This is a genomic window from Peribacillus sp. NPDC097895 (genome assembly GCF_050277555.1).
GTDB lineage: Bacteria > Bacillota > Bacilli > Bacillales > DSM-1321 > Peribacillus.
Genome location: NZ_JBNNSH010000003.1, coordinates 126,334 through 145,475, shown reverse-complemented (window position 1 = coordinate 145,475; position 19,142 = coordinate 126,334). Strand labels below are relative to the sequence as shown.

The window sequence follows — 19,142 nt, the reverse complement described above, 5'->3', positions numbered from 1 at the left end:
GATGTCAGAAATCATTCATTTGTATCACACCAATGATCTCCATAGTCATTTTGAGAATTGGCCTCGTATTGATAAGTTTCTTAAGGAAAGAAGACAACTTCATCAAGAGACGGGAGAAGAAGCGATCATACTTGATATAGGTGATCATGTAGACCGCTGGCATCCATATACAGAAGGTACGTTGGGGAAAGGAAATATTGAACTGCTCAATGAAGCGGGCTATCAATATGTGACCATCGGCAATAATGAAGGGATCACTTTACCCCATGATGCGCTAGATTCCCTATATGATGCGGCAAAGTTCAGGGTCTTGGCAGCAAACATTTATTACCGGGATAATGAAAGGCCTGAATGGGCGCTGCCATATTGGATACATACAACGCAAAAGGGCACCAAGATTGCCATGATAGGTTTGACAGCTTTTTTTCAAAAGTTTTATACTGCGATGGGCTGGGAATTAACAGAGCCATTCGTGGAGTTGAAGGCACAGCTTGAACGGGTTAAAACGGAGGCAGATGTAATCATCATCCTGTCTCACCTAGGCATCCATGATGATGAGAGGATGGCAGAGGACTTTCCCGAGATTGACGTCATACTTGGCGCGCATACACACCACATCCTTCACCAAGGGAAATTGGTCAATGATACGCTCCTCTGTGGTGCCGGAAAATATGGATTTTTTGTTGGACAGGTAGAAATGACCGTCAATCAGGAAAAGAGAGTCAGCAAGAAGAGAGCCATTCTTTATGATACCAATGATTTTACGGAATTAGAGGATGAACGGTCATGGATTGAAGCAATGTACCAGGCCGGCGGGGAAACGCTTCAGCAAGTTGTAGTGGATTTACCTGAATCTCTGGAAAATGATTGGTTCAAAGTAAGTGCCCTTACGAAAATACTAGGGGAGGCACTTAGGGAGTGGAGTAAGGCTGATTGTACCTTTTTGAATGCGGGTCTTCTGCTTGATGGATTGTCTAAAGGACCTGTTACAAAAGGGGACATTCACAGAATTTGTCCACACCCCATCAATCCTTGCATCGTTGAAGTTAATGGGAATGAATTAAAAGAAATCTTAATGCAATCGAGAAATGAGGAGTGGCCTCATATTCAGGTGAAAGGTTTCGGTTTTCGCGGGAAAGTCATGGGTGTCATGCACTATGATCAAATTGAATTTAAAGAAACGGACAATGGAATAGTAAAAGGAATCTTGATAAATGGAAAGAAACTGCATCCTGACAAGTCCTATAAACTGGCTATTCCTGATATGTTCACGTTTGGGCACTTCTTTCCAAGTATCCATCGCTCCAATCGTAAAGAATACCTATTACCGGAATTCTTACGGGATATCCTTTTATGGAAGTTGAAAAAATTATATACGGACGATTAACGCTAAATCACGGTTCCGCCCTTTTTTTCATAAAGTATGGGGAAGAGAGGGGCGAAACCAATTGATCAGCATGATACCAATAATACTTGATAATCATACATTCCTAGCCATTTCTGTCCGACTTCCCAAAACTAATTTGCTTGCTGTGGCGTCCGAGAAGGGATATATAATGTGCGGTGCGTTAGATGTAGGACTACTAAATGATAAATTAAGGGATCGCAAAATACTTGCAGGCAGGGCCACGGGTGTTAAATCGATTGAAGAGCTTTTGGATGCACCGCTTGAATCGGTTACATGGGAGGCTGTGGAACAGGGCATCCATCCAGGAATGCTTGGTAAAGAGGCATTAATCAAAATGATTTGAAAAGGTGGGCTTTCTTTTTATCCAGAAGGGGGCCTTGTTTTTATTTCATCAAGTAATCGGAATATTTTTCAATAAATATTCATAAACAGATTCATATATCAGAATATTTTCCGATAATCCTTATAAAGGAAAGCAACGGTTTAATCTACAAATCTTGAATGGGGAATGGAGTACAAGTATGAGGCTAGCTATTACAAAGTCACTCAGCCCTGGAGCCAGGCTCGGAAAAAACATCTATAATGAGCGAGGCCATGTCCTATTGTGTGAGGGGCTAACATTAACGCAGAAAATGATCGATCGACTGGTGTCCCTTAATATTCCCTTTGTATACATTCAAGATTCAAGGACGGATGACATTATTCCAAAGCCGCCAGTATCCGGGAAACTAAGGAGAGAAGCCATTAATACGATTGAAACCACTTTCCTGGACATGAAAAACAACATCAACCTGGATGCCTCGTTCACGATAGAACAGGCAAACGTCAAGTTCACTCAATTAGTCCGAAACATCATGGACGAGCTGAATAGGAATAAAGAGTTAATGACTTTATTGGCCGACGTCTATACATACGATGATTATATCTTTACTCATTCCTTAAATGTGACCTTATATACCCTTGCGATTGGAATGGAATTGAATATAAATAAAAAAAATTTGGAGATTCTTGGGCTAGGGGCGATCTTACACGATGTCGGGAAAATGCTCGTGCCTTTGGATATCCTTCGGAAACCTGGTAAGTTGACGGAAATGGAGTTTGAACAAATCCAAAAACATGCCGATTACGGATTTCATCTAATTAAAAAGGTTCATACCGTTTCACTTTTAGTTGCAAATTGTGCCTATCAGCATCATGAAAGGATAGATGGGTCAGGATATCCTCGTGGGATAAAAGGGGATGAAATTCATTTTTTCGGTAAGATCATTGCCGTTGCCGATGTATTTGATGCCGTGACTTCCAATAGGGTTTACCGTAAGGCCATGCTGCCGCATCAAGGGTTGGAAATTCTTTATGCAGGAGTCGGGAAAAAGTTCGATAATAGGATCATCGAGGCTTTCCGCCGGGCAGTTGCGATCTACCCAAATGGTCTTTCAGTAGAATTGAATGATGGGAGAAAAGGGGTCGTATCCGCTCAAAATGAGGGAATAGGTGACCGGCCCATGATAAGGATCCTTGAAGAAAATGGGGAGCAAATAAAGGAGCCCTATGAAGTGGACTTGAATAAAAGCCTGCATTTATTGATCGTGAAATGTTTGAATATACAAGAACCAGCCTAACCAAAAGGAATAAGCTGGTTTTTTCATTCCTTGTTTTCCTTCATGATGGCAGGAGCGACCGAACTGTTTCCATTACTATAATAGCTTGGTACATCACCTTCTATAAGCAGGCTGCCTACTGTCACCTCCTGACTCACTTTGGTCTCTTTAGTGAAAGAGGGAATGACGATTTGAATATTGACATCAAAATCCACAATCAATTCATAATAAACATTGTTGATGCCTGCGTTTGTCAGTTTTGTCCTCAAATCCGATTCAACATTCCCGATGACTGACATTTTCACAGGGATTTCAGGTCCAAAGTTGGAAAGAAGGTTATTCCCTGTTACGACGCCTAAGGGGATATAGTAGACCACGCTTTTATATTGTTCATCATTTATTTTGGCCGAACCCGTTTTAAATGGATTGCCCTGTTTGATGCCAAGCTTCTTTTGAATATCCTTTGTAATGTTGGCGCGCAATTCACTATATATGACTGGATTGAAGCTATAGGAAGAACTGGAGTCCTTGCTACCTTCGTTGTTGGTGATGATTTTTTTCATATCAATCTTTGCTATATTCTCATCAACTGATTCATGAATCGTTTCTGTTGCAATCCGTTTAATTTCATACTCGGCTACACTCATGATCACTGGTTCGATGGCTTTATCAACATACCAAAGCGTCATGAAGCTCGATATGATGAAAAGGATAAATGAATAAAGAAATACTTTTCGGGTTGGAAGAGGCCCCTTTTTTCGAAATTTCTTTGGGCGAAATCTTTTTCGGAACACGCTTTAGCCCCCTTTATTAATACCTATGCATCAAGTTCAGGGGATTATGTTCGAATCAAAAAAAAGCAGCGAAAATTCCTCGCCGCTTACTTTTTCTTTTTGGCCAAATCCTTCCTTTCCCACATTTTTAAATAAGGGTAAGGGTCAAAACTCCATTCTGTGATACCGTTGTCTTTGTACATCCCGTAATGAAGATGCGGAGGGAATTTACCGGATGTTCCGGGAGGACCGTAACCTGTACTGCCAACACCTCCGATGACTTGTCCGGGCTCGACGATCTGTCCGACTTTCAATCCTTTGGCAAAACCGCTTAAATGGGCAAAGTAATGATACGTATTATTTAAATCACGTATCCCGATCCGCCAACCGCCATATTTATTCCAGCCTTTCATTTCAATGATGCCATAGCTCGTAGATCGAACGGGAAGGCTATAATCCGCAAAGATATCAGTACCCTCATGGATCCTTCTTCCTCCCCAACCACGAGCGCTTCCCCACGTATTTAAATACGTATAATGGGTCCTTACTGGAACAGGGAAGGCTTTTTCCTGTAAATCCAGCCGGCCATATTTCTTGTAAATCTCTGCATTGCCAATGATGATGCTGACTGCTTTATCCCGTTTGTAATAATCCCAAAGGCCGATCCGGATATTATCTTCATCCGTACCATAAGTGTGGAGATGCTTTGAAAAAGCATATAAACGATCGGTATCATTAGTAACATCAGCTTTTCCATCACCATTTCCATCCTGGCCCAATCCATCAAAAAAAGTGATCGTGAGCGGGTTCACATCGTTTAAGTTAGGATTAAGGGCTCCTCTCCACTTAGCGGGCTCGATGTTGATCCCGATTAAACCCTTTGCAGGCTCTAAATCCCGCCGGGCCAGCCTTAGGCTATGTTCATATTGATCAGCCCCAGCAAGATAATACCATGGAACCTGGAGGGTAGCTTCCATATTTTTATATAGCTCCATTCGTCCTGCATAAACTTGAGGGGTATCGGCCGCATTAGCTACTTGGCTTGGTGAATTGAAAAAAAACAAACAAGCTATGGTAAAAAGGAATAATTTTTTCAACGGGGCAGGCTCCTTTCATGACACTCTTTCGTATTTATAAAGACATCAGTCCGTCCATCTTTTATAGTTTTGCTGATTTAGCTTTAAACATGAAAAATAAATAATGGGAATCAATCTATAACTTGTATAAATGCTTTATTATTGTTAAAGTAGGGTGTGTTAATTTCTATAGAATGGAGTGACATTTTGATGTCTTCTACAAATAAAGAAATTCTTCGTAAACCAGATTGGTTAAAAATAAAGCTTAATACTAATGAAAATTACATCGGCTTAAAAAATATGATGCGGGAGAAAAACCTGCATACTGTCTGTGAAGAAGCAAAATGTCCGAATATTCATGAATGCTGGGCAGTTAGAAGAACGGCAACATTCATGATTTTAGGTGAAATATGTACAAGGGCTTGCCGTTTTTGTGCTGTTACGACTGGACGTCCAAATGAGTTGGATTGGGCTGAACCAGAGCGCGTTGCTGATTCCGTCGTATTGATGAATTTAAAGCATGTTGTCATTACGGCAGTTGCCCGTGATGATTTAAAGGATGGAGGCGCAGAAGTTTTTGCTGAAACGGTTCGTGCCATCCGACGCAAGAATCCATTTACATCGATTGAGGTATTACCGTCGGATATGGGTGGAGTGTATGAAAATATTAAGACTTTGATGGATGCAAAACCTGACATTCTGAACCATAATATTGAGACAGTCAGAAGTTTATCCGACCGTGTTCGTGCCCAAGCTAAATATGATCGTTCATTGGAGCTTTTAAGAAGGGCGAAGGAACTGTATCCGGAGATTCCAACAAAGTCCAGTTTAATGGTCGGCCTAGGAGAGACGAGAGAGGAAATCCTCGAAACGATGGATGATCTGAGGGCGAATAATGTGGATATCATGACGATCGGTCAATATTTGCAACCGACTAAAAAGCATTTAAAGGTGTTGAAATACTACACGCCTGAGGAGTTTGCCGAATTGAAAGAACGTGCATTGGAAAAAGGCTTCAGCCACTGTGAATCCGGCCCGCTTGTCCGTTCTTCCTACCATGCAGATGAACAGGTTAATGCAGCGGCAAAACATAAGCAAGCCAAAGGTGAAGAATTATTGAAATAGAGTGAAATAAAGGACCGAATAAATTCGGTCCTTTCATTTTATTGGATGATTAAAGATTATCCATTTTTTGGTGTATATTATCGTGATGATCTCTTTTATCGTTAACCATTTCTCCGTTTTCATTTTCTTCTTCACTCATTTTGTATCCTTGAGGCGATTTCAGCATTCTTTTGATTGTTTGTTCGATTGTATAGTCAATCCCTTTGCTGCCGGATTTCAATGCAGAGAAATTCTCGACATCTTGGGCAAGGGTTTGATAATCATCACTGACATAGACATGATAGTAGCGAGGCACGATGGACATGGCAGTACGTTTAACTTGGTCTGCGGTTTCCGTCCGATCCTTGGTATTGGTATCATATACGACAAGCACTTCCTCATCAGTAACAAGGGTAGCGGCATCATTGACATTTGGAATCTGTACACTAAGTTTTGAAATCACATCAGACAGTTGTTCACGATCTATGGAAGCAGTTTTGTTGGAAATGTTACGACCATCAAGAGTCGTCTTATTAGTGCGTGTAAAGCCGAAATCATCACTTTTGTTGTCATGATTACGATAATCCTCGTCATAATATTGAGTTGGATTATTTACGTTTGTCGGGTTACCAGCATGGTTTTTTGCACCGAGCCCCAGATCCTTTTTATCGGAACATCCGGTTAGTGCAATCATCGAGCTTAGACCTATCGTTATTATTGTTTTTTTCATCAATAACACCCCCGTAACTTTAGGATGAACATATTTCTCTAGATTTCGCTTAGTAATTGATGGGGAATCAGTTATAATTTAAATAAGGAATGTATTTATGAGAGGTGAAAAAAATGATTAACATCAATAACTTGACCTATGAAATCATCGAAGATGAAAGGGAAGGCTATAACGAAGAAGCGTTTAAAGCGAGATACAGTGAGATTTTAACGAAGTATGATTATATTGTAGGCGATTGGGGTTACGGCCAATTAAGGCTTCGAGGATTTTTTGATGATACGAATCAGAAGGCGACGTTCGATACTAAAATAAGCACGCTTAGTGAATATTTATATGAATACTGTAATTTTGGCTGTCCATATTTCGTAGTGAAGAAAGTAAAGAAATAAAAAAGGCCAGAACTGCCTCTGGCCTTTCATGTTAAGAGCTTCCATATCCTTTATAAGGAGGCTGTTCATCTTTTTCTGAATCATCATGTGTCGGATGAGCACCAGGATATTTTCGAGGCAAGTTTTCGTGCAGCGATTTATTTTCATAATTAAAGGCACTTTGATATCGTTGCCCTTCCTGCCATGGTGTATTTTTATTCTGCACTGGTGCATCTTTTGCAATGGGTGATCCAACAGGTCCTTCGGGAAATTCTTCAGGAATCAAAAAATCCCGCTGCTTTTCGGCATTGGAGAAATCGTGGTATTCCTCTTCTTTGTCCAAGGTAATCCCCCCTCATGTAATCGTTACATTAAGTAGGTTTTCCCGTTTAAGAAAAAAACTTCAGCTTTCAGACGATTTCCATTAAAAAGTGACGTAGTTCTTCGGCTTCCGCTTCTGTCAACTGAAAGGCATGCTCAAGATAGCCTTCCTCTTCTAAATCATCCGGTCCAATAATCGCGAATCGGTTACTTTGCATATTTAATACAAGTTTTTTTCCATAAAAGCGATCGGTTGTTGTAATGGCCAAATCGAATCTTGATTCCGCTCCCATGAAACTTATGAACCGGGTTTTTGAATCAACGACGTCGTTGTATAAATAAAAACGATCTTCCATAGTATCCCTCTTTTCTTATCTTTTCATTTGTAATTCCATCATAACAAAGTGACTACAATAGGGGAACAGCCATTTTTGGGGCTCCTTGGCTGGATTGGTACTTCTTCAAGCTAATGCATCATACCGCTTGTATATTCATCAATTAAAGAATATTTGTCAAGAATACGAATGGTGAAGAAATTTTGGTTTTTAACTGGAAGAAAAATGGCCGATGGCTGCGTTACTATTGCTTTTTGTAAAGGTACTGGTTCAAAGGCTCTAGTCGAAGGAATTGAGCGTAAGGGAGAAGCTATGGTATCATCAAGGAATAAGGTTGGATTGGCACATAAGTTTAATAGGGCTGGCCATTCAACTATAGAAATGATTCCTATATCACCTTAGATCAGAAAGGATCTGGAAAAAATGTACTTTGTAGACCGCCAAAAGATTGAACAAATATTAGGTTTTCTTGAAAAGCAGCTTGGACTTTTTGAAGGGCATGATAATTGGGATGGAGACGTTTCCGAACTTATTGCTGAAAGGCTTATACATACTTCGATCGATTCCGTGTTGGATGTAGGGAATGCGGTAATTGATGGTTTTATTATGCGTGATCCAGGCAGTTATGAAGATATTATCGATATCCTTCATGATGAAAAGGTTATTCCAGAAGATAAAGCGATACAATTTAAAAATGTGCTGCCGTTAAGGAAAATGCTGGTTCAGGATTTCATTGAAGTGGATCACAAAGAACTGCATACCGTATTCAAGGAGAATATCGAGGCATTCAAAAAGTTTCCAAATTTGGTAAGAAATTATTTAATAAACGAATTGGGACCTGTATCTGCTTTTAAAAACTAGTAGCGTTAGGAAGGCGAAATCGAATGAAGTCGTATAAAGGGTATTTAATTGACTTGGATGGCACCATGTACCGCGGGACGGAACAAATTGCGGAAGCGGCAGGGTTTATAAATGACCTAAGAAAAAGGGATATCCCTTATTTATTCGTAACAAACAACTCGTCCCGGACTCCGGCACAGGTAGCGGATAAATTGAGAAGCATCGGTATTTCAACGGAAGATGATCAGGTTTTCACGACAAGCATGGCGACTGCGAACTACATTGCTGAGCAAAAGAAAGATGCATCGGTCTATGTAGTGGGGGAAGAAGGCATTATCGAGGCGCTAAAGGAAAAAGGAATGAAGCTGGTGGATGATCATCCAGACTTTCTGGTGATGGGCATCGACCGTGGTGTCAATTATGAAAAATTGTCAAAAGCCTGTCTGGCAGTTAGAAATGGCGCTTCCTTCATTTCGACCAATGGGGATATTGCCATTCCTACTGAACAAGGACTTATGCCGGGGAATGGTGCGTTGACATCCGTTGTTTCCGTTTCGACTCAGGTACAGCCGATTTTCATAGGAAAACCTGAATCCGTCATAGTGGAGCAAGCTCTAAGAGTATTAGGGGTGCCTAAAGAAGAGACCATCATGGTTGGCGATAACTACGATACGGATATCATGGCTGGCATTAATGCGGGTATTGATACATTGCTTGTACATACTGGCGTTACGACAAAAGAACGCTTAAAGCAATATAAGGAGCAGCCAACATATGTGGTGGACACGCTCGACCTATGGCACTTCGAATGAAAAAAACCAGGTCTGCTAAGGCAGCCCTGGTTTTTTTTATGTCGAAAAACTTTAAATTCCATTCACCGGAGTTTTATCATTGAAAACCAATGAAAGAAACATAGGCCATTCCTATTCTGCATTTTTGGTTCTGTGGGCAAGCCTGCTTGAAGCGGCAGCTGCAATTGCCCCAACGATATCGTCTAAAAAGGTGTGGACCTTACCTGTACTTTTATCGTTTAAATATTTTAAGATACCCGGCTTTTGTTTGTCGATGAAACCATAATTGGTAAAGCCGATGGATCCGTAAACATTTACGATGGATAAGGCTAATATTTCATCGACCCCATAAAGGCCTTCATCTATTTCAATGATGCTTTGCAAAGGTTCCTCGAGCAGTTTTTTCTCGGCTAGGATATCCAATTGAATGCCGGTCAGGATGGCATTTTGGACTTCGCGCTTGGAAAGGACCCGTTCGACATTGTGAAGACAATCGGCAATTTGGAGATTTTCATGATAACTTGATTGTAAATACATGACAAGCTCAGCGATATCCTCCAGCTTCACTCCTCGTTCACTTAGCCATCTTCGAGCTGTTTGTTCTGACATTGATTGTTCGATATTAGCCATGTCATCACCCATTTCTCTATATTTTTAGGGATAGTTCTAATGTCTGTATTTTGATTTCTTTTTAGTGAAAAATCATGTAAGATGTTCAGGTTTTCTAAGAAGGTTTCGATAATCATTCAGAAAACGGGTTATTCCACATATATATAAGTATATGATGTCCAATATTTCTATTATATCCATTTAAAGAAGGGGGCCATTCCATGATAGAAGAAATCATATTTAATAATTACGGTATACAAGTTGAGCGCGAAGAAGCCAACAGCAGGTTTCCAAGTTTCCTGTCAGGGAATATGGTTTACAGCATCGTTCCCATTGAGAATATGGAGCAGGAGGAATTAGTCGAACGCCATAAAATGTCCCAACATCTGATTTCACAAGGAGATCGGCACGTTTCGGTCTTTGTTCTTGCCAATCATGGCAGTTATGTTTCTGAAGCGGATGAACAATTATTCATCCTGCTCGCCAATCAGGCTTTGGAAGGTCCGAAAAATTTCAATCCGGGAAGACGTCTGGCCAGATTCCATCAGCGTGGGAGAGGTATCAATGAAACGATTCGAACATGTTCAAGAATTGGTAAATGGAAAGAGCTTTGGGAACAAAGAATCGATCAACTAGAAAGGATTTGGAGGGATAAGCTGAATGCTCATCCTGATAACCAGTTTGAAAAATTATTTATAGAAACCTTTCCCTATTATATGGTGCTAGGTGAAAATGCGATTCAATATTTAGTCGACACGGAAATTGATGATACCCCGCAAATTGTCGATAGTGGAACCGTATGTTATGAACGCTTTTTACATGATACTTGGAAAAGCAATAAATGGATGAAAAATCCGTTTGATTGGGTCTTCGACCACGGATCCAGGGATGTCGCAGAGTGGGTGAGGGAACACTATTTTGAAAATGTGCATACTCATCAGCGAGGAATTGGACATTTTTTTCACGAATATCAGACCATAGAACCGTTCTCGAGTTTCTCAGCCCGGCTGTTATATTCCAGAATGTTATTTCCCATCCATTATTTTGAAACAGTCGAAGAGTATTTTTCAAAAACAACGGAGTCAAGGTCCAATGAACTGGAGGATAAGATATCTTCAATCACGAAGTCATCCCAACAATATGAGTCCTTCCTCAAAAACTTTTATGAATTGGCGGAAGTCCCCGCCAAGAAATATAATTTGCCACAAATCGATTGGATTTAGATGAAAACTGGAAAGAAATATGATTCATCTTTACTTACTATGTTATGATAATAACAAGATTTTTTTGAATAGTTAGATATTAACTTAGAATTACTTCAAGATGGGGAAGGATGAGTCCATGAAAAGGATGATGATGGCCGCCCTTTTATTCCTGTTAGTCATCCAAGCGACAATGCCTGCTAAGGCTGAAATGAAAACAAGTTGTGAAGCAACTCAATTCAAAATTGTCATTAAGACTACTACGGATATGAAAGAAAAGGCGTCGGCTGCAAGTAAAACAGTAAAAACTTATAAGAAAAATACTGAGTTATCAGTCAGTGGGAGAACTGGAGACTGGTATAAGGTCTGTCACTCTAAAAAGACTGCATATATCAGTATGGCGGATGCAAAAGAGGTTTTCAGCTCCAGTGAAAAAGCCCTGCAAAAGAAATTCGATACGAGAAAAGGCGTCAACCAAGTTGTATCGGTGACAGGGAAGTCGATGAGTGACACGAAGGTCACGATCCAAACATATGAGAAGAAAAAAGGCGAATGGCGACGGGCATTAAAGAAAATGGAGGGCGTCATTGGAAAAAACGGCTTTACGAAGAGTAAAAAAGAGGGCGATGGAAAATCCCCGGTTGGCATTTATTCATTCGGTACGGCTTTTGGAAGCAAAACGAAGCCGGAAGGCGTGAAAATGGGTTATAAGAAAACGACAAAATACGACTACTGGATTGATGATCAAACATCCAAGGATTATAACAAGTGGAAAACCTATAAGGGAAATCCCGAAGGTAAATGGAAGTCTTTCGAAAGGATGAATCATGAACTCTATAAGTATGGGGCGGTCATCAATTATAATACGAACCCCATCATAAAAGGAAAAGGAAGTGCAATCTTTCTTCATATTTGGAGAGGGGAAACAAAACCGACGGCAGGATGTACAGCCACTGCTGAAAAGAACGTCCTCAGTTTACTGAAGTGGATGGATCCCGAGCAAAAGCCACATGTAATAATGGGGACGAATGATTCATTAAAGTCCGTTAAGTAATAATCATTAAAATGGTTTTCCCATAAAAAAATAAGTGTTATCCGCTCTTACTCTTTCAAGGGATGGACAAAAAATGTTTGTGTATCCATCTTTTCTAACTATTGATAATTATATGAATTAAACTTATAATGTCTACTATACAAATACAAGTGTTTTCTTCAGGGAAACAGTTTTATTAGGGGGAACCAAATATGAAAGCCATCTCGATCGGTTTATTGGGGTTAGGTACAGTCGGATCAGGAGTCGTACAAATCATTGAAAGGCATCAGGACAAGCTTATGCATCAAGTAGGCTGTTCCATTTCCGTTAAGAAGATACTTGTCAAAGACATGACGAAAGAGCGGCTTGTCGAGATTGATAAAGGAATATTAACTGACAATCCCGAAGATATCATTTCGAATCCCGAGATTGATGTTGTGATTGAAGTTATGGGTGGAATTGAAGAAACACGCCATTATCTAATAGAGGCTATAAAAAATAAAAAGCATATCGTCACGGCCAATAAAGACTTGATGGCTTTATATGGTCCGGAACTGCTTGAATTAGCAACCGAGAATAAATGTGACCTGTTCTATGAAGCAAGTGTTGCCGGGGGTATACCGATTTTACGTGGTCTTGTTGATGGATTATCTTCTGACCGAATCACGAAAATGATGGGAATCGTCAATGGAACGACGAACTTCATATTAACGAAAATGAGCAAAGAAGGCAGAGCTTATAATGACGTATTGAAGGAAGCTCAGGAGCTTGGATTCGCTGAAGCGGATCCAACAGCCGATGTAGGGGGATTGGATGCAGCCCGTAAAATGGCGATACTATCCACACTTGGTTTCTCAATGAACATTGGCCTGAATGATGTGGAGGTCCAAGGAATTACCGATATATCCGAAGAGGATTTGAGATATAGTAAAAAGCTTGGCTATACAATGAAACTGATTGGCGTCGCTTCCAGGGCGGGAGACAGGGTCGAAGTAAGTGTCCAACCTGCACTTCTTCCGGAAGCACACCCGTTAGCATCGGTAAATAATGAGTATAATGCGGTATACGTTTATGGGGAAGCTGTAGGGGAAACGATGTTTTACGGACCGGGAGCAGGCAGTCTTCCGACAGCGACGGCCGTCGTTTCGGATATGGTGACCGTCATCAAGAATATGAGGCTTGGCGTAAATGGCCGAAGTGCCGTTTCACCTCAGTTCCCGAAACAATTAAAAGACGCAACTGAAATTTCCGCTAAGTTCTTCATTCGATTACATGTTCAGGACGAAGTGGGTGTTTTAGCGAGAATCACCAATTTATTTGCAGAGCATGGGGTAGGATTCGATAAAATCCTTCAATTGCCGTTGGATGAAAAGGAATCTTCCGAAATCGTATTAGTAACGCACACTTCTACTTTGGCTGCGTTTGAGCAAATAAAACAGAAATTACATGATTACAATATGGTAAGAGAAGTGAAAAGCACATACCGAGTTGAAGGAGAGGAAATTAAATGAGTTGGCAAGGACTTATAAGCACGTATAAAGAATTTTTACCCGTCAATGAAAAGACACCTGCACTATCCCTATTGGAGGGGAATACTCCATTAATTAGACTGAATCGATTATCCGAAGAGTGGGGAATCGACTTACATGTAAAATATGAAGGAGCGAATCCGACAGGATCGTTTAAAGATCGCGGAATGGTCATGGCCGTCGCCAAAGCGATCGAAGAGGGCAGCGACACGATCATCTGTGCTTCTACCGGGAATACATCAGCTGCTGCAGCCGCTTATGCTGCTCGTGCAAACCTGCGCTGCATCGTAGTCATTCCAGAAGGTAAAATTGCCATGGGCAAGCTTGCTCAAGCAGTTATGTACGGAGCAGAAATCATCTCGATCGAGGGGAACTTCGACCAAGCTTTAAAAATCGTCCGTTCTCTTAGTGAGAGTTCACCAATAACACTTGTGAATTCGGTCAACCCGTATCGGATTGAAGGGCAGAAGACGGCGGCGTTTGAAATTTGTGACGCTCTTGGCTCTGCACCGGATATATTGGCGCTTCCTGTTGGGAATGCAGGGAATATAACAGCATACTGGAAAGGGTTTAAAGAATATAATGAATCGAAACAAACGGGCCTTCCTGAAATGAGAGGGTTCGAAGCGGAAGGCTCAGCTGCGATTGTCCGCGATACCATTATTGAAAATCCCGAAACGATTGCAACAGCAATTCGGATTGGTAATCCTGCCAGCTGGAACTTCGCTGTGGAAGCAGCAAATGAATCAAAAGGTAAAATCGATGAGGTGACAGACGAAGAAATTCTGGAAGCCTATCATTTCCTTGCTAAAAAAGAAGGAGTGTTTGCAGAGCCAGCATCCTGTGCTTCCATTGCAGGCATCTATAAACAATTAAAAAGCGGTGAAATCAAAAAAGGAAGTAAGATCGTTGCTGTACTGACAGGGAATGGATTGAAAGATCCAAATGTAGCAGTCGATACAAGCACGATTCAACCGACACTGTTGCCAATGGATGAAGAGGTCATTTTAGAACATCTGCAAGGTGTGAAACAGGCATGAGTGGGGATTCCGAGATGTTCTTGATCCGTGTACCAGCGAGTACGGCCAACTTAGGACCAGGATTCGATTCAATCGGCCTGGCGCTAGGGCTTTACTTGGAAATACACGGATCTTCATCAGATCATTGGGAAGTCATCCCACTTTCAGAGGAAATGTCCGTTTTTCCAAGGGATGATCGTAATTATATCGTCCAAATTGCCAAGAAAACAGCGGCTTCTTATGGAAAAGAACTATCTCCATGCCGACTTTTCGTCTCTAGTGAAATTCCACTGGCACGCGGTCTTGGGAGCAGTGCGTCTGCCATTGTAGCAGGTATTGAATTAGCAAACATCATAGGTGAACTCCATTTATCCGATGAGGAAAAGAATAGGCATGCTTCTCTCTTTGAAGGGCACCCTGACAATGCAGGGGCATCTGTTTATGGCGGATTGGTTGTGGGCCTTCATACAGAGCAAAGAACCGATGTTGTTTCGTTTCCAATCGAAGGAGTTAAGGTGATTGCCGTCATACCCAATTTTGAATTGCTTACGGAGGATTCAAGAAATGTTCTCCCACATTCACTTTCCTATAAAGATGCGATAAGCGGAAGTGCAGCCGCCAACGTTTTGCTTGCCGGAGTCTTATCGAAAGATTGGAAGCTAGTTGGTGAAATGATGCAAAGTGATCGTTTCCATCAACCCTATAGAGCAGAGCTAGTCCCTCATTTAGCAATTATTGAAGAGGTTGTCCAAAAAGAAGGTGGATTTGGTACAGCTCTAAGCGGAGCGGGTCCCACTATTTTATGCCTGGCATCCGTTGAAAAATCTGAAAGGGTGCTCTCTGGATTGAAGGAGGAATTTCCGGAATTTCTTGTGAAAGAGCTGGAAATCGATAATGATGGCAGCCATACGGCAATCCTATCAGAGCAAGAAAAAAAGAAATTGAAATTTTTGAAATTGTAAGCCATACTTAACTTAATTACTGTTATAAAAAAAGCTGACCCGCGTCAAGCCGTATCAATTTTGATAGGGCAAAAGCCGAGTCAGCTTTATTTCTATAACAGTCCAAATAGTTCTGGTCCGTATGAAAATGGTTGAACGTATATGGAAGAAAGATTCTTCTATACGTTGCTTGTTATTTTTAAAGGGTATTAGAAAACTTGTTCAACTTCCACTACACCAGGCACTTCTTCAAGAAGGGCGCGCTCAATCCCAGCTTTTAGTGTAATGGTCGAACTTGGACAGCTTCCGCAAGCTCCTAGTAATCGTAATTTTACAATTCCATCTTCTACGTCAACTAGTTCACAGTCACCGCCATCACGAAGAAGAAACGGACGAAGCTTATCTAGAACATCTTGAACTTGTACTTCCATTGTTTGGTCAGACATTGCAATCGACTCCTTTCCTAATCATATTATAATGCGAAGATAGTAAAAAATCCAACTGTAACTTTGCGGAAATATAATCTATATTATTCAGATAAGCTGGAAACCGTTGAATGTTTCTTAAAAGTATTTAAAATGAATCAAATAAACTAAAATAATGGAGGAAGAGCATGGTTAATAAAGAAATTGAAATAGAAGTATATGGAGCGGAGCAAATTTGTGCTAGCTGTGTGAATCTCCCCTCATCGAAAGATACGTGTGAGTGGTTAGAGGCAGCATTAACAAGAAAATTTCCAGAGCAGAAATTCAAAATTTCCTATATAGATATGTATAATCCCCCAGAAAAGATGAATCAAAAGAGCTTTGCCGCGAGGATGATCGAAGAAGACTTATTTTATCCACTGGTCCGCATTGAAGAGGAGATCATTGCAGAAGGAAATGTGAGTCTCAAGAAAGTAGTGGAAGAGATGGAAAAATACGGATATAAGTTGCGGGTTTGATATATAATGGAAGAAATGAAAAAAACTGACCCATACAGGAGCGCATGGGTCAGTTTTGAAATGTGGCTATGAAAGTTGTAGATCAACCGTTATGGTATTTATACATCCAGAGAATGCCTGATTTCATGAGGCGTGCCACTCTTCCGGTAATAGGACGATTTGCAACAAGACCAAAACCTTGTTTCTTCCCAAGGGAACCTAATGTCCCTTTTAATTTCATGGTAGGGAAGCTTTCTGGAAGTGGTTCATTTGCCCATTTTTTCACAAGGACCTGAACGATTTGCTCAGCTTGAGATTCAGCTAATTGCGCACTAGGTGCATGCGGTAAGCTCGCACAGTCGCCGACTACAAAGATGCTATCATTTGATGGAAGGAAATGCTGAGGCGTCAGGACGGCTCTTCCTTGGCGGTCCTTCTCAATATCCATATCGCGGATAATTTTACTTGGCTGAATTCCAGCTGTCCATACAATAACGTCACTTTGAACGGCTTCATCGCCATTATAAAGAAGGTTTGGTTCTACTTTAGTTATATTTGAATGATGAATGATATCGATTGTATGTTTATCAAACCAAGATTCGACAAAGGTGCTTAATCTTTCTGGGAATGCTGATAGAATATGCGGTCCGCGGTCAAATAACTTAACGTTTAAGTCTGAACGGCTTTCGATCAATTCGCTTGCCAGCTCAACACCACTAAGTCCGCCACCAACGATCGAAACGGTTGCACCTGCACCTAAATTATTCAATGCAGAATATGTGCTACGTGATTTATCGATTGTTTGGATACTATAAGTATGTGTGTCTGCGCCAGGAATATCGTGGTATTTATCTTCACAGCCAAGGCCAATGACTAAATCATCATAAACGACAGGATCTTGATTTTCTATAATGACTTGTTTATTTTCCATATCGATGGAAAGTACTTCTCCGTATACGTTCTTCAAGCGAGGATGTTCAGGAAATGCAACACGGATGTGTTGATCTGGAATGGTACCTGCTGCTAAAGCATAATATTCCGTTTTTAAACAGTGATAAGGATTACGGTCGATAAGTGTGATGCTCACATTTTCAGGAAGCTGATTAGGCAGCAATCTTTGCAACATGCGCATACCACCATACCCACCACCAAGTATGACTAAATTCTTCATATGATTTTCCCCTTTATTTGATCTATTGAAATTTGATAATTGTTTCACTTGTGAAAACAAGTACCCCTATAGGATTCCCCCAAATGAAGCCCTTTATAGTTTAATTAAATATATATACCCAATTAGTAGTAAGAATAAAAACATTAGATAATTTTCTTTTTTTACATACCCCGACAAAAGTATAACGAATATAAAAGGAAATCACAACCGGTATCTTGAAATCGGCTTATTTTTTATGCGTAAATATTGACTGGAGTTGGGAAAAGTAATAAGATGGATTGTTAGTAATGGTGAGGTGAAGCAATGTACCCGATTATTGAATTTTGTGTAAGTAATTTGGCCAGTGGCGCTCAAGAAGCTTTTGAACGATTAGAACGCGACCCTAATTTAGATATTATTGAATATGGTTGTTTGGGATATTGCGGAAAATGTTCCAGTAACTTATATGCACTTGTTAACGGTGAAGTGGTTTCAGGGGACACAACGGATGAATTGGTGGAAAATATATATAAGTTCATTGATGAATATCAAATGCTTTAATCATCAAGGGCAAATCAAAAGGCTGTTCCTTACGGGACTGCCTTTTGATTTGAATGCAGTGATAATTGTGGTGTTGCCCTGTTCTTGTTTGATTTCCTATTCGCTTTGAAATGTCGCCGGCGATATAAAGGAGTCTGGCTTCAGATGTTTGGGTATCATTGAAGTCTCCTGTTAAATAGGATGCAACTGTTCCTTTAGAGCAAATCTCAAAAATCTTTCTTCTTGTTCAGTGTTTGATTGAACCTATAAAGCCAAGCGAAAATCGTTTTCGGCCAGGATGCTGTGTTTTTCTTTTTTCAAGCAGGAAAATTGAGCGCGGGAAATTCTTTGGTATATACTATAAGGAGAAATAGTCTATCTCACATATCAGAAGAAGGAGGGATTTATTGTGAGTGAAGTTGTTCAAATAACGGAAGCTGCTGCTTTTCAGATAAAAGAAATGATGAAACATAATGGTGAAGAGGGTTCCTTTTTAAGAGTGGCCGTTAAAGGCGGAGGCTGCAGTGGATTATCCTACGGAATGGGTTTTGAAAAAGAACCCGGAGAGAAAGATAGCCAGCTGGAACAGTTTGAAATTAAGATCCTTGTGGATAACGAGGATGCTGATATATTGAATGGAACAATAATTGATTATAAACAAACGATGATGGGCGGAGGCTTTACGATCGAAAACCCAAATGCTATCGCATCATGCGGTTGCGGGTCTTCCTTCAAAACGGCAAAAAACGCCGGTACGCCGGAGAATTGCTAAGAGGCTCAAATCTTTTGAAAGAGGGGGCCTAGATATAGGTGCCCTACGTTTTGAATTTTACCAACCTCAAAAGACTGTAGA

Annotated in this window: 23 protein-coding genes; 15 read left to right on the top strand and 8 right to left on the bottom strand. The window is 40.6% G+C overall.

The genetic code is table 11. The features are described from left to right. The first annotated feature begins 1 nt into the window (after position 1). The 3 genes from ACQKMH_RS17025 (at position 2) to ACQKMH_RS17015 (ending at position 3,027) form a co-directional block, all read left to right on the top strand. Entirely contained in the window at positions 2–1,387 is a 1,386-nt protein-coding gene (locus ACQKMH_RS17025) for a bifunctional metallophosphatase/5'-nucleotidase (protein ID WP_427588670.1), read from the top strand. Between the two features lie 70 nt (positions 1,388–1,457). After that, complete coding sequence (locus tag ACQKMH_RS17020) at positions 1,458–1,751, top strand: YunC family protein (protein WP_427588994.1); 294 nt, start codon at positions 1,458–1,460, stop codon at positions 1,749–1,751. 178 nt (positions 1,752–1,929) lie between these two features. Continuing rightward, on the top strand, positions 1,930–3,027 hold the full coding sequence (locus ACQKMH_RS17015; RefSeq protein ID WP_427588669.1) for an HD-GYP domain-containing protein: 1,098 nt from the start codon (positions 1,930–1,932) through the stop codon (positions 3,025–3,027). A gap of 23 nt (positions 3,028–3,050) precedes the next feature. Here the strand turns inward: ACQKMH_RS17015 and yunB are convergent, their stop codons facing one another. Both yunB and ACQKMH_RS17005 read right to left on the bottom strand, forming a co-directional pair. Further along, positions 3,051–3,800 (bottom strand): sporulation protein YunB, encoded by a 750-nt coding sequence (yunB, locus tag ACQKMH_RS17010; RefSeq protein WP_427588668.1) that lies wholly within the window; start codon positions 3,798–3,800, stop codon positions 3,051–3,053. 86 nt (positions 3,801–3,886) lie between these two features. Beyond that, positions 3,887–4,876 (bottom strand): M23 family metallopeptidase, encoded by a 990-nt coding sequence (locus ACQKMH_RS17005; protein WP_427588667.1) that lies wholly within the window; start codon positions 4,874–4,876, stop codon positions 3,887–3,889. A gap of 189 nt (positions 4,877–5,065) precedes the next feature. Between ACQKMH_RS17005 and lipA the strand changes: the two genes are divergently transcribed. Then, positions 5,066–5,980: a lipoyl synthase gene (lipA, locus tag ACQKMH_RS17000; RefSeq protein WP_427588666.1), complete on the top strand. Its 915-nt coding sequence runs from the start codon at positions 5,066–5,068 to the stop codon at positions 5,978–5,980. Between the two features lie 49 nt (positions 5,981–6,029). Here the strand turns inward: lipA and ACQKMH_RS16995 are convergent, their stop codons facing one another. Next, positions 6,030–6,689, bottom strand: a complete 660-nt coding sequence (locus ACQKMH_RS16995) for a YhcN/YlaJ family sporulation lipoprotein (RefSeq protein WP_427588665.1) — start codon at positions 6,687–6,689, stop codon at positions 6,030–6,032. 113 nt (positions 6,690–6,802) lie between these two features. On the opposite strand from ACQKMH_RS16995, the gene ACQKMH_RS16990 reads away from it, so the two are divergent. After that, a complete protein-coding gene (locus tag ACQKMH_RS16990; RefSeq protein ID WP_427588664.1) occupies positions 6,803–7,078 on the top strand; it encodes a YutD family protein in 276 nt (91 codons plus the stop codon). 31 nt (positions 7,079–7,109) lie between these two features. On the opposite strand, the gene ACQKMH_RS16985 is transcribed toward ACQKMH_RS16990, so the two are convergent. Further along, positions 7,110–7,400, bottom strand: coding sequence for a cytosolic protein (locus tag ACQKMH_RS16985; RefSeq protein ID WP_427588663.1), 291 nt, complete (start codon positions 7,398–7,400; stop codon positions 7,110–7,112). 67 nt (positions 7,401–7,467) lie between these two features. Beyond that, positions 7,468–7,734, bottom strand: a complete 267-nt coding sequence (locus ACQKMH_RS16980; RefSeq protein WP_427588662.1) for a DUF3055 domain-containing protein — start codon at positions 7,732–7,734, stop codon at positions 7,468–7,470. Positions 7,735–8,136: 402 nt separating this feature from the next. Here ACQKMH_RS16980 and ACQKMH_RS16975 point away from each other — a divergent pair, with 402 nt between their 5' ends. Together ACQKMH_RS16975 and ACQKMH_RS16970 are read left to right on the top strand one after the other, a co-directional pair. After that, on the top strand, positions 8,137–8,574 hold the full coding sequence (locus ACQKMH_RS16975; RefSeq protein ID WP_427588661.1) for a DUF86 domain-containing protein: 438 nt from the start codon (positions 8,137–8,139) through the stop codon (positions 8,572–8,574). A 23-nt stretch (positions 8,575–8,597) separates the two neighbouring features. Beyond that, positions 8,598–9,365, top strand: coding sequence for a TIGR01457 family HAD-type hydrolase (locus tag ACQKMH_RS16970; protein WP_427588660.1), 768 nt, complete (start codon positions 8,598–8,600; stop codon positions 9,363–9,365). A gap of 111 nt (positions 9,366–9,476) precedes the next feature. Here ACQKMH_RS16970 and ACQKMH_RS16965 read toward each other — a convergent pair whose 3' ends face one another. Then, complete coding sequence (locus ACQKMH_RS16965; RefSeq protein ID WP_427588659.1) at positions 9,477–9,974, bottom strand: phosphatidylglycerophosphatase A family protein; 498 nt, start codon at positions 9,972–9,974, stop codon at positions 9,477–9,479. Between the two features lie 200 nt (positions 9,975–10,174). On the opposite strand from ACQKMH_RS16965, the gene yutH reads away from it, so the two are divergent. From yutH to thrB, 5 genes are all read left to right on the top strand, one after another. Further along, entirely contained in the window at positions 10,175–11,176 is a 1,002-nt protein-coding gene (gene yutH, locus ACQKMH_RS16960) for a spore coat putative kinase YutH (RefSeq protein WP_427588658.1), read from the top strand. Between the two features lie 118 nt (positions 11,177–11,294). Then, positions 11,295–12,209 carry a L,D-transpeptidase family protein gene (locus tag ACQKMH_RS16955; protein ID WP_427588657.1) on the top strand — a complete coding sequence of 305 codons (915 nt, stop codon included), beginning with the start codon at positions 11,295–11,297 and terminating at the stop codon, positions 12,207–12,209. Positions 12,210–12,400: 191 nt separating this feature from the next. Then, positions 12,401–13,699, top strand: coding sequence for a homoserine dehydrogenase (locus ACQKMH_RS16950; protein WP_427588656.1), 1,299 nt, complete (start codon positions 12,401–12,403; stop codon positions 13,697–13,699). Further along, positions 13,696–14,757: a threonine synthase gene (gene thrC / locus ACQKMH_RS16945; protein ID WP_427588655.1), complete on the top strand. Its 1,062-nt coding sequence runs from the start codon at positions 13,696–13,698 to the stop codon at positions 14,755–14,757. Before ACQKMH_RS16950 ends, thrC begins: the two co-directional genes overlap by 4 nt. Then, positions 14,754–15,698, top strand: coding sequence for a homoserine kinase (gene thrB / locus ACQKMH_RS16940; RefSeq protein ID WP_427588654.1), 945 nt, complete (start codon positions 14,754–14,756; stop codon positions 15,696–15,698). The genes thrC and thrB overlap by 4 nt, the downstream gene beginning before the upstream one ends. Positions 15,699–15,886: 188 nt before the next feature. On the opposite strand, the gene ACQKMH_RS16935 is transcribed toward thrB, so the two are convergent. After that, positions 15,887–16,123 carry a NifU family protein gene (locus ACQKMH_RS16935; RefSeq protein ID WP_427588653.1) on the bottom strand — a complete coding sequence of 79 codons (237 nt, stop codon included), beginning with the start codon at positions 16,121–16,123 and terminating at the stop codon, positions 15,887–15,889. 167 nt (positions 16,124–16,290) lie between these two features. Here ACQKMH_RS16935 and ACQKMH_RS16930 point away from each other — a divergent pair, with 167 nt between their 5' ends. Then, a complete protein-coding gene (locus tag ACQKMH_RS16930; RefSeq protein ID WP_427588652.1) occupies positions 16,291–16,620 on the top strand; it encodes a YuzD family protein in 330 nt (109 codons plus the stop codon). Between the two features lie 82 nt (positions 16,621–16,702). Here ACQKMH_RS16930 and ACQKMH_RS16925 read toward each other — a convergent pair whose 3' ends face one another. Beyond that, positions 16,703–17,770 carry an NAD(P)/FAD-dependent oxidoreductase gene (locus tag ACQKMH_RS16925; protein WP_230159395.1) on the bottom strand — a complete coding sequence of 356 codons (1,068 nt, stop codon included), beginning with the start codon at positions 17,768–17,770 and terminating at the stop codon, positions 16,703–16,705. Between the two features lie 303 nt (positions 17,771–18,073). Between ACQKMH_RS16925 and ACQKMH_RS16920 the strand changes: the two genes are divergently transcribed. Next, positions 18,074–18,310 carry a YuzB family protein gene (locus tag ACQKMH_RS16920; protein WP_427588651.1) on the top strand — a complete coding sequence of 79 codons (237 nt, stop codon included), beginning with the start codon at positions 18,074–18,076 and terminating at the stop codon, positions 18,308–18,310. 388 nt (positions 18,311–18,698) lie between these two features. Beyond that, positions 18,699–19,061 (top strand): HesB/IscA family protein, encoded by a 363-nt coding sequence (locus ACQKMH_RS16915; protein WP_427588650.1) that lies wholly within the window; start codon positions 18,699–18,701, stop codon positions 19,059–19,061. Positions 19,062–19,142 lie beyond the last annotated feature (81 nt).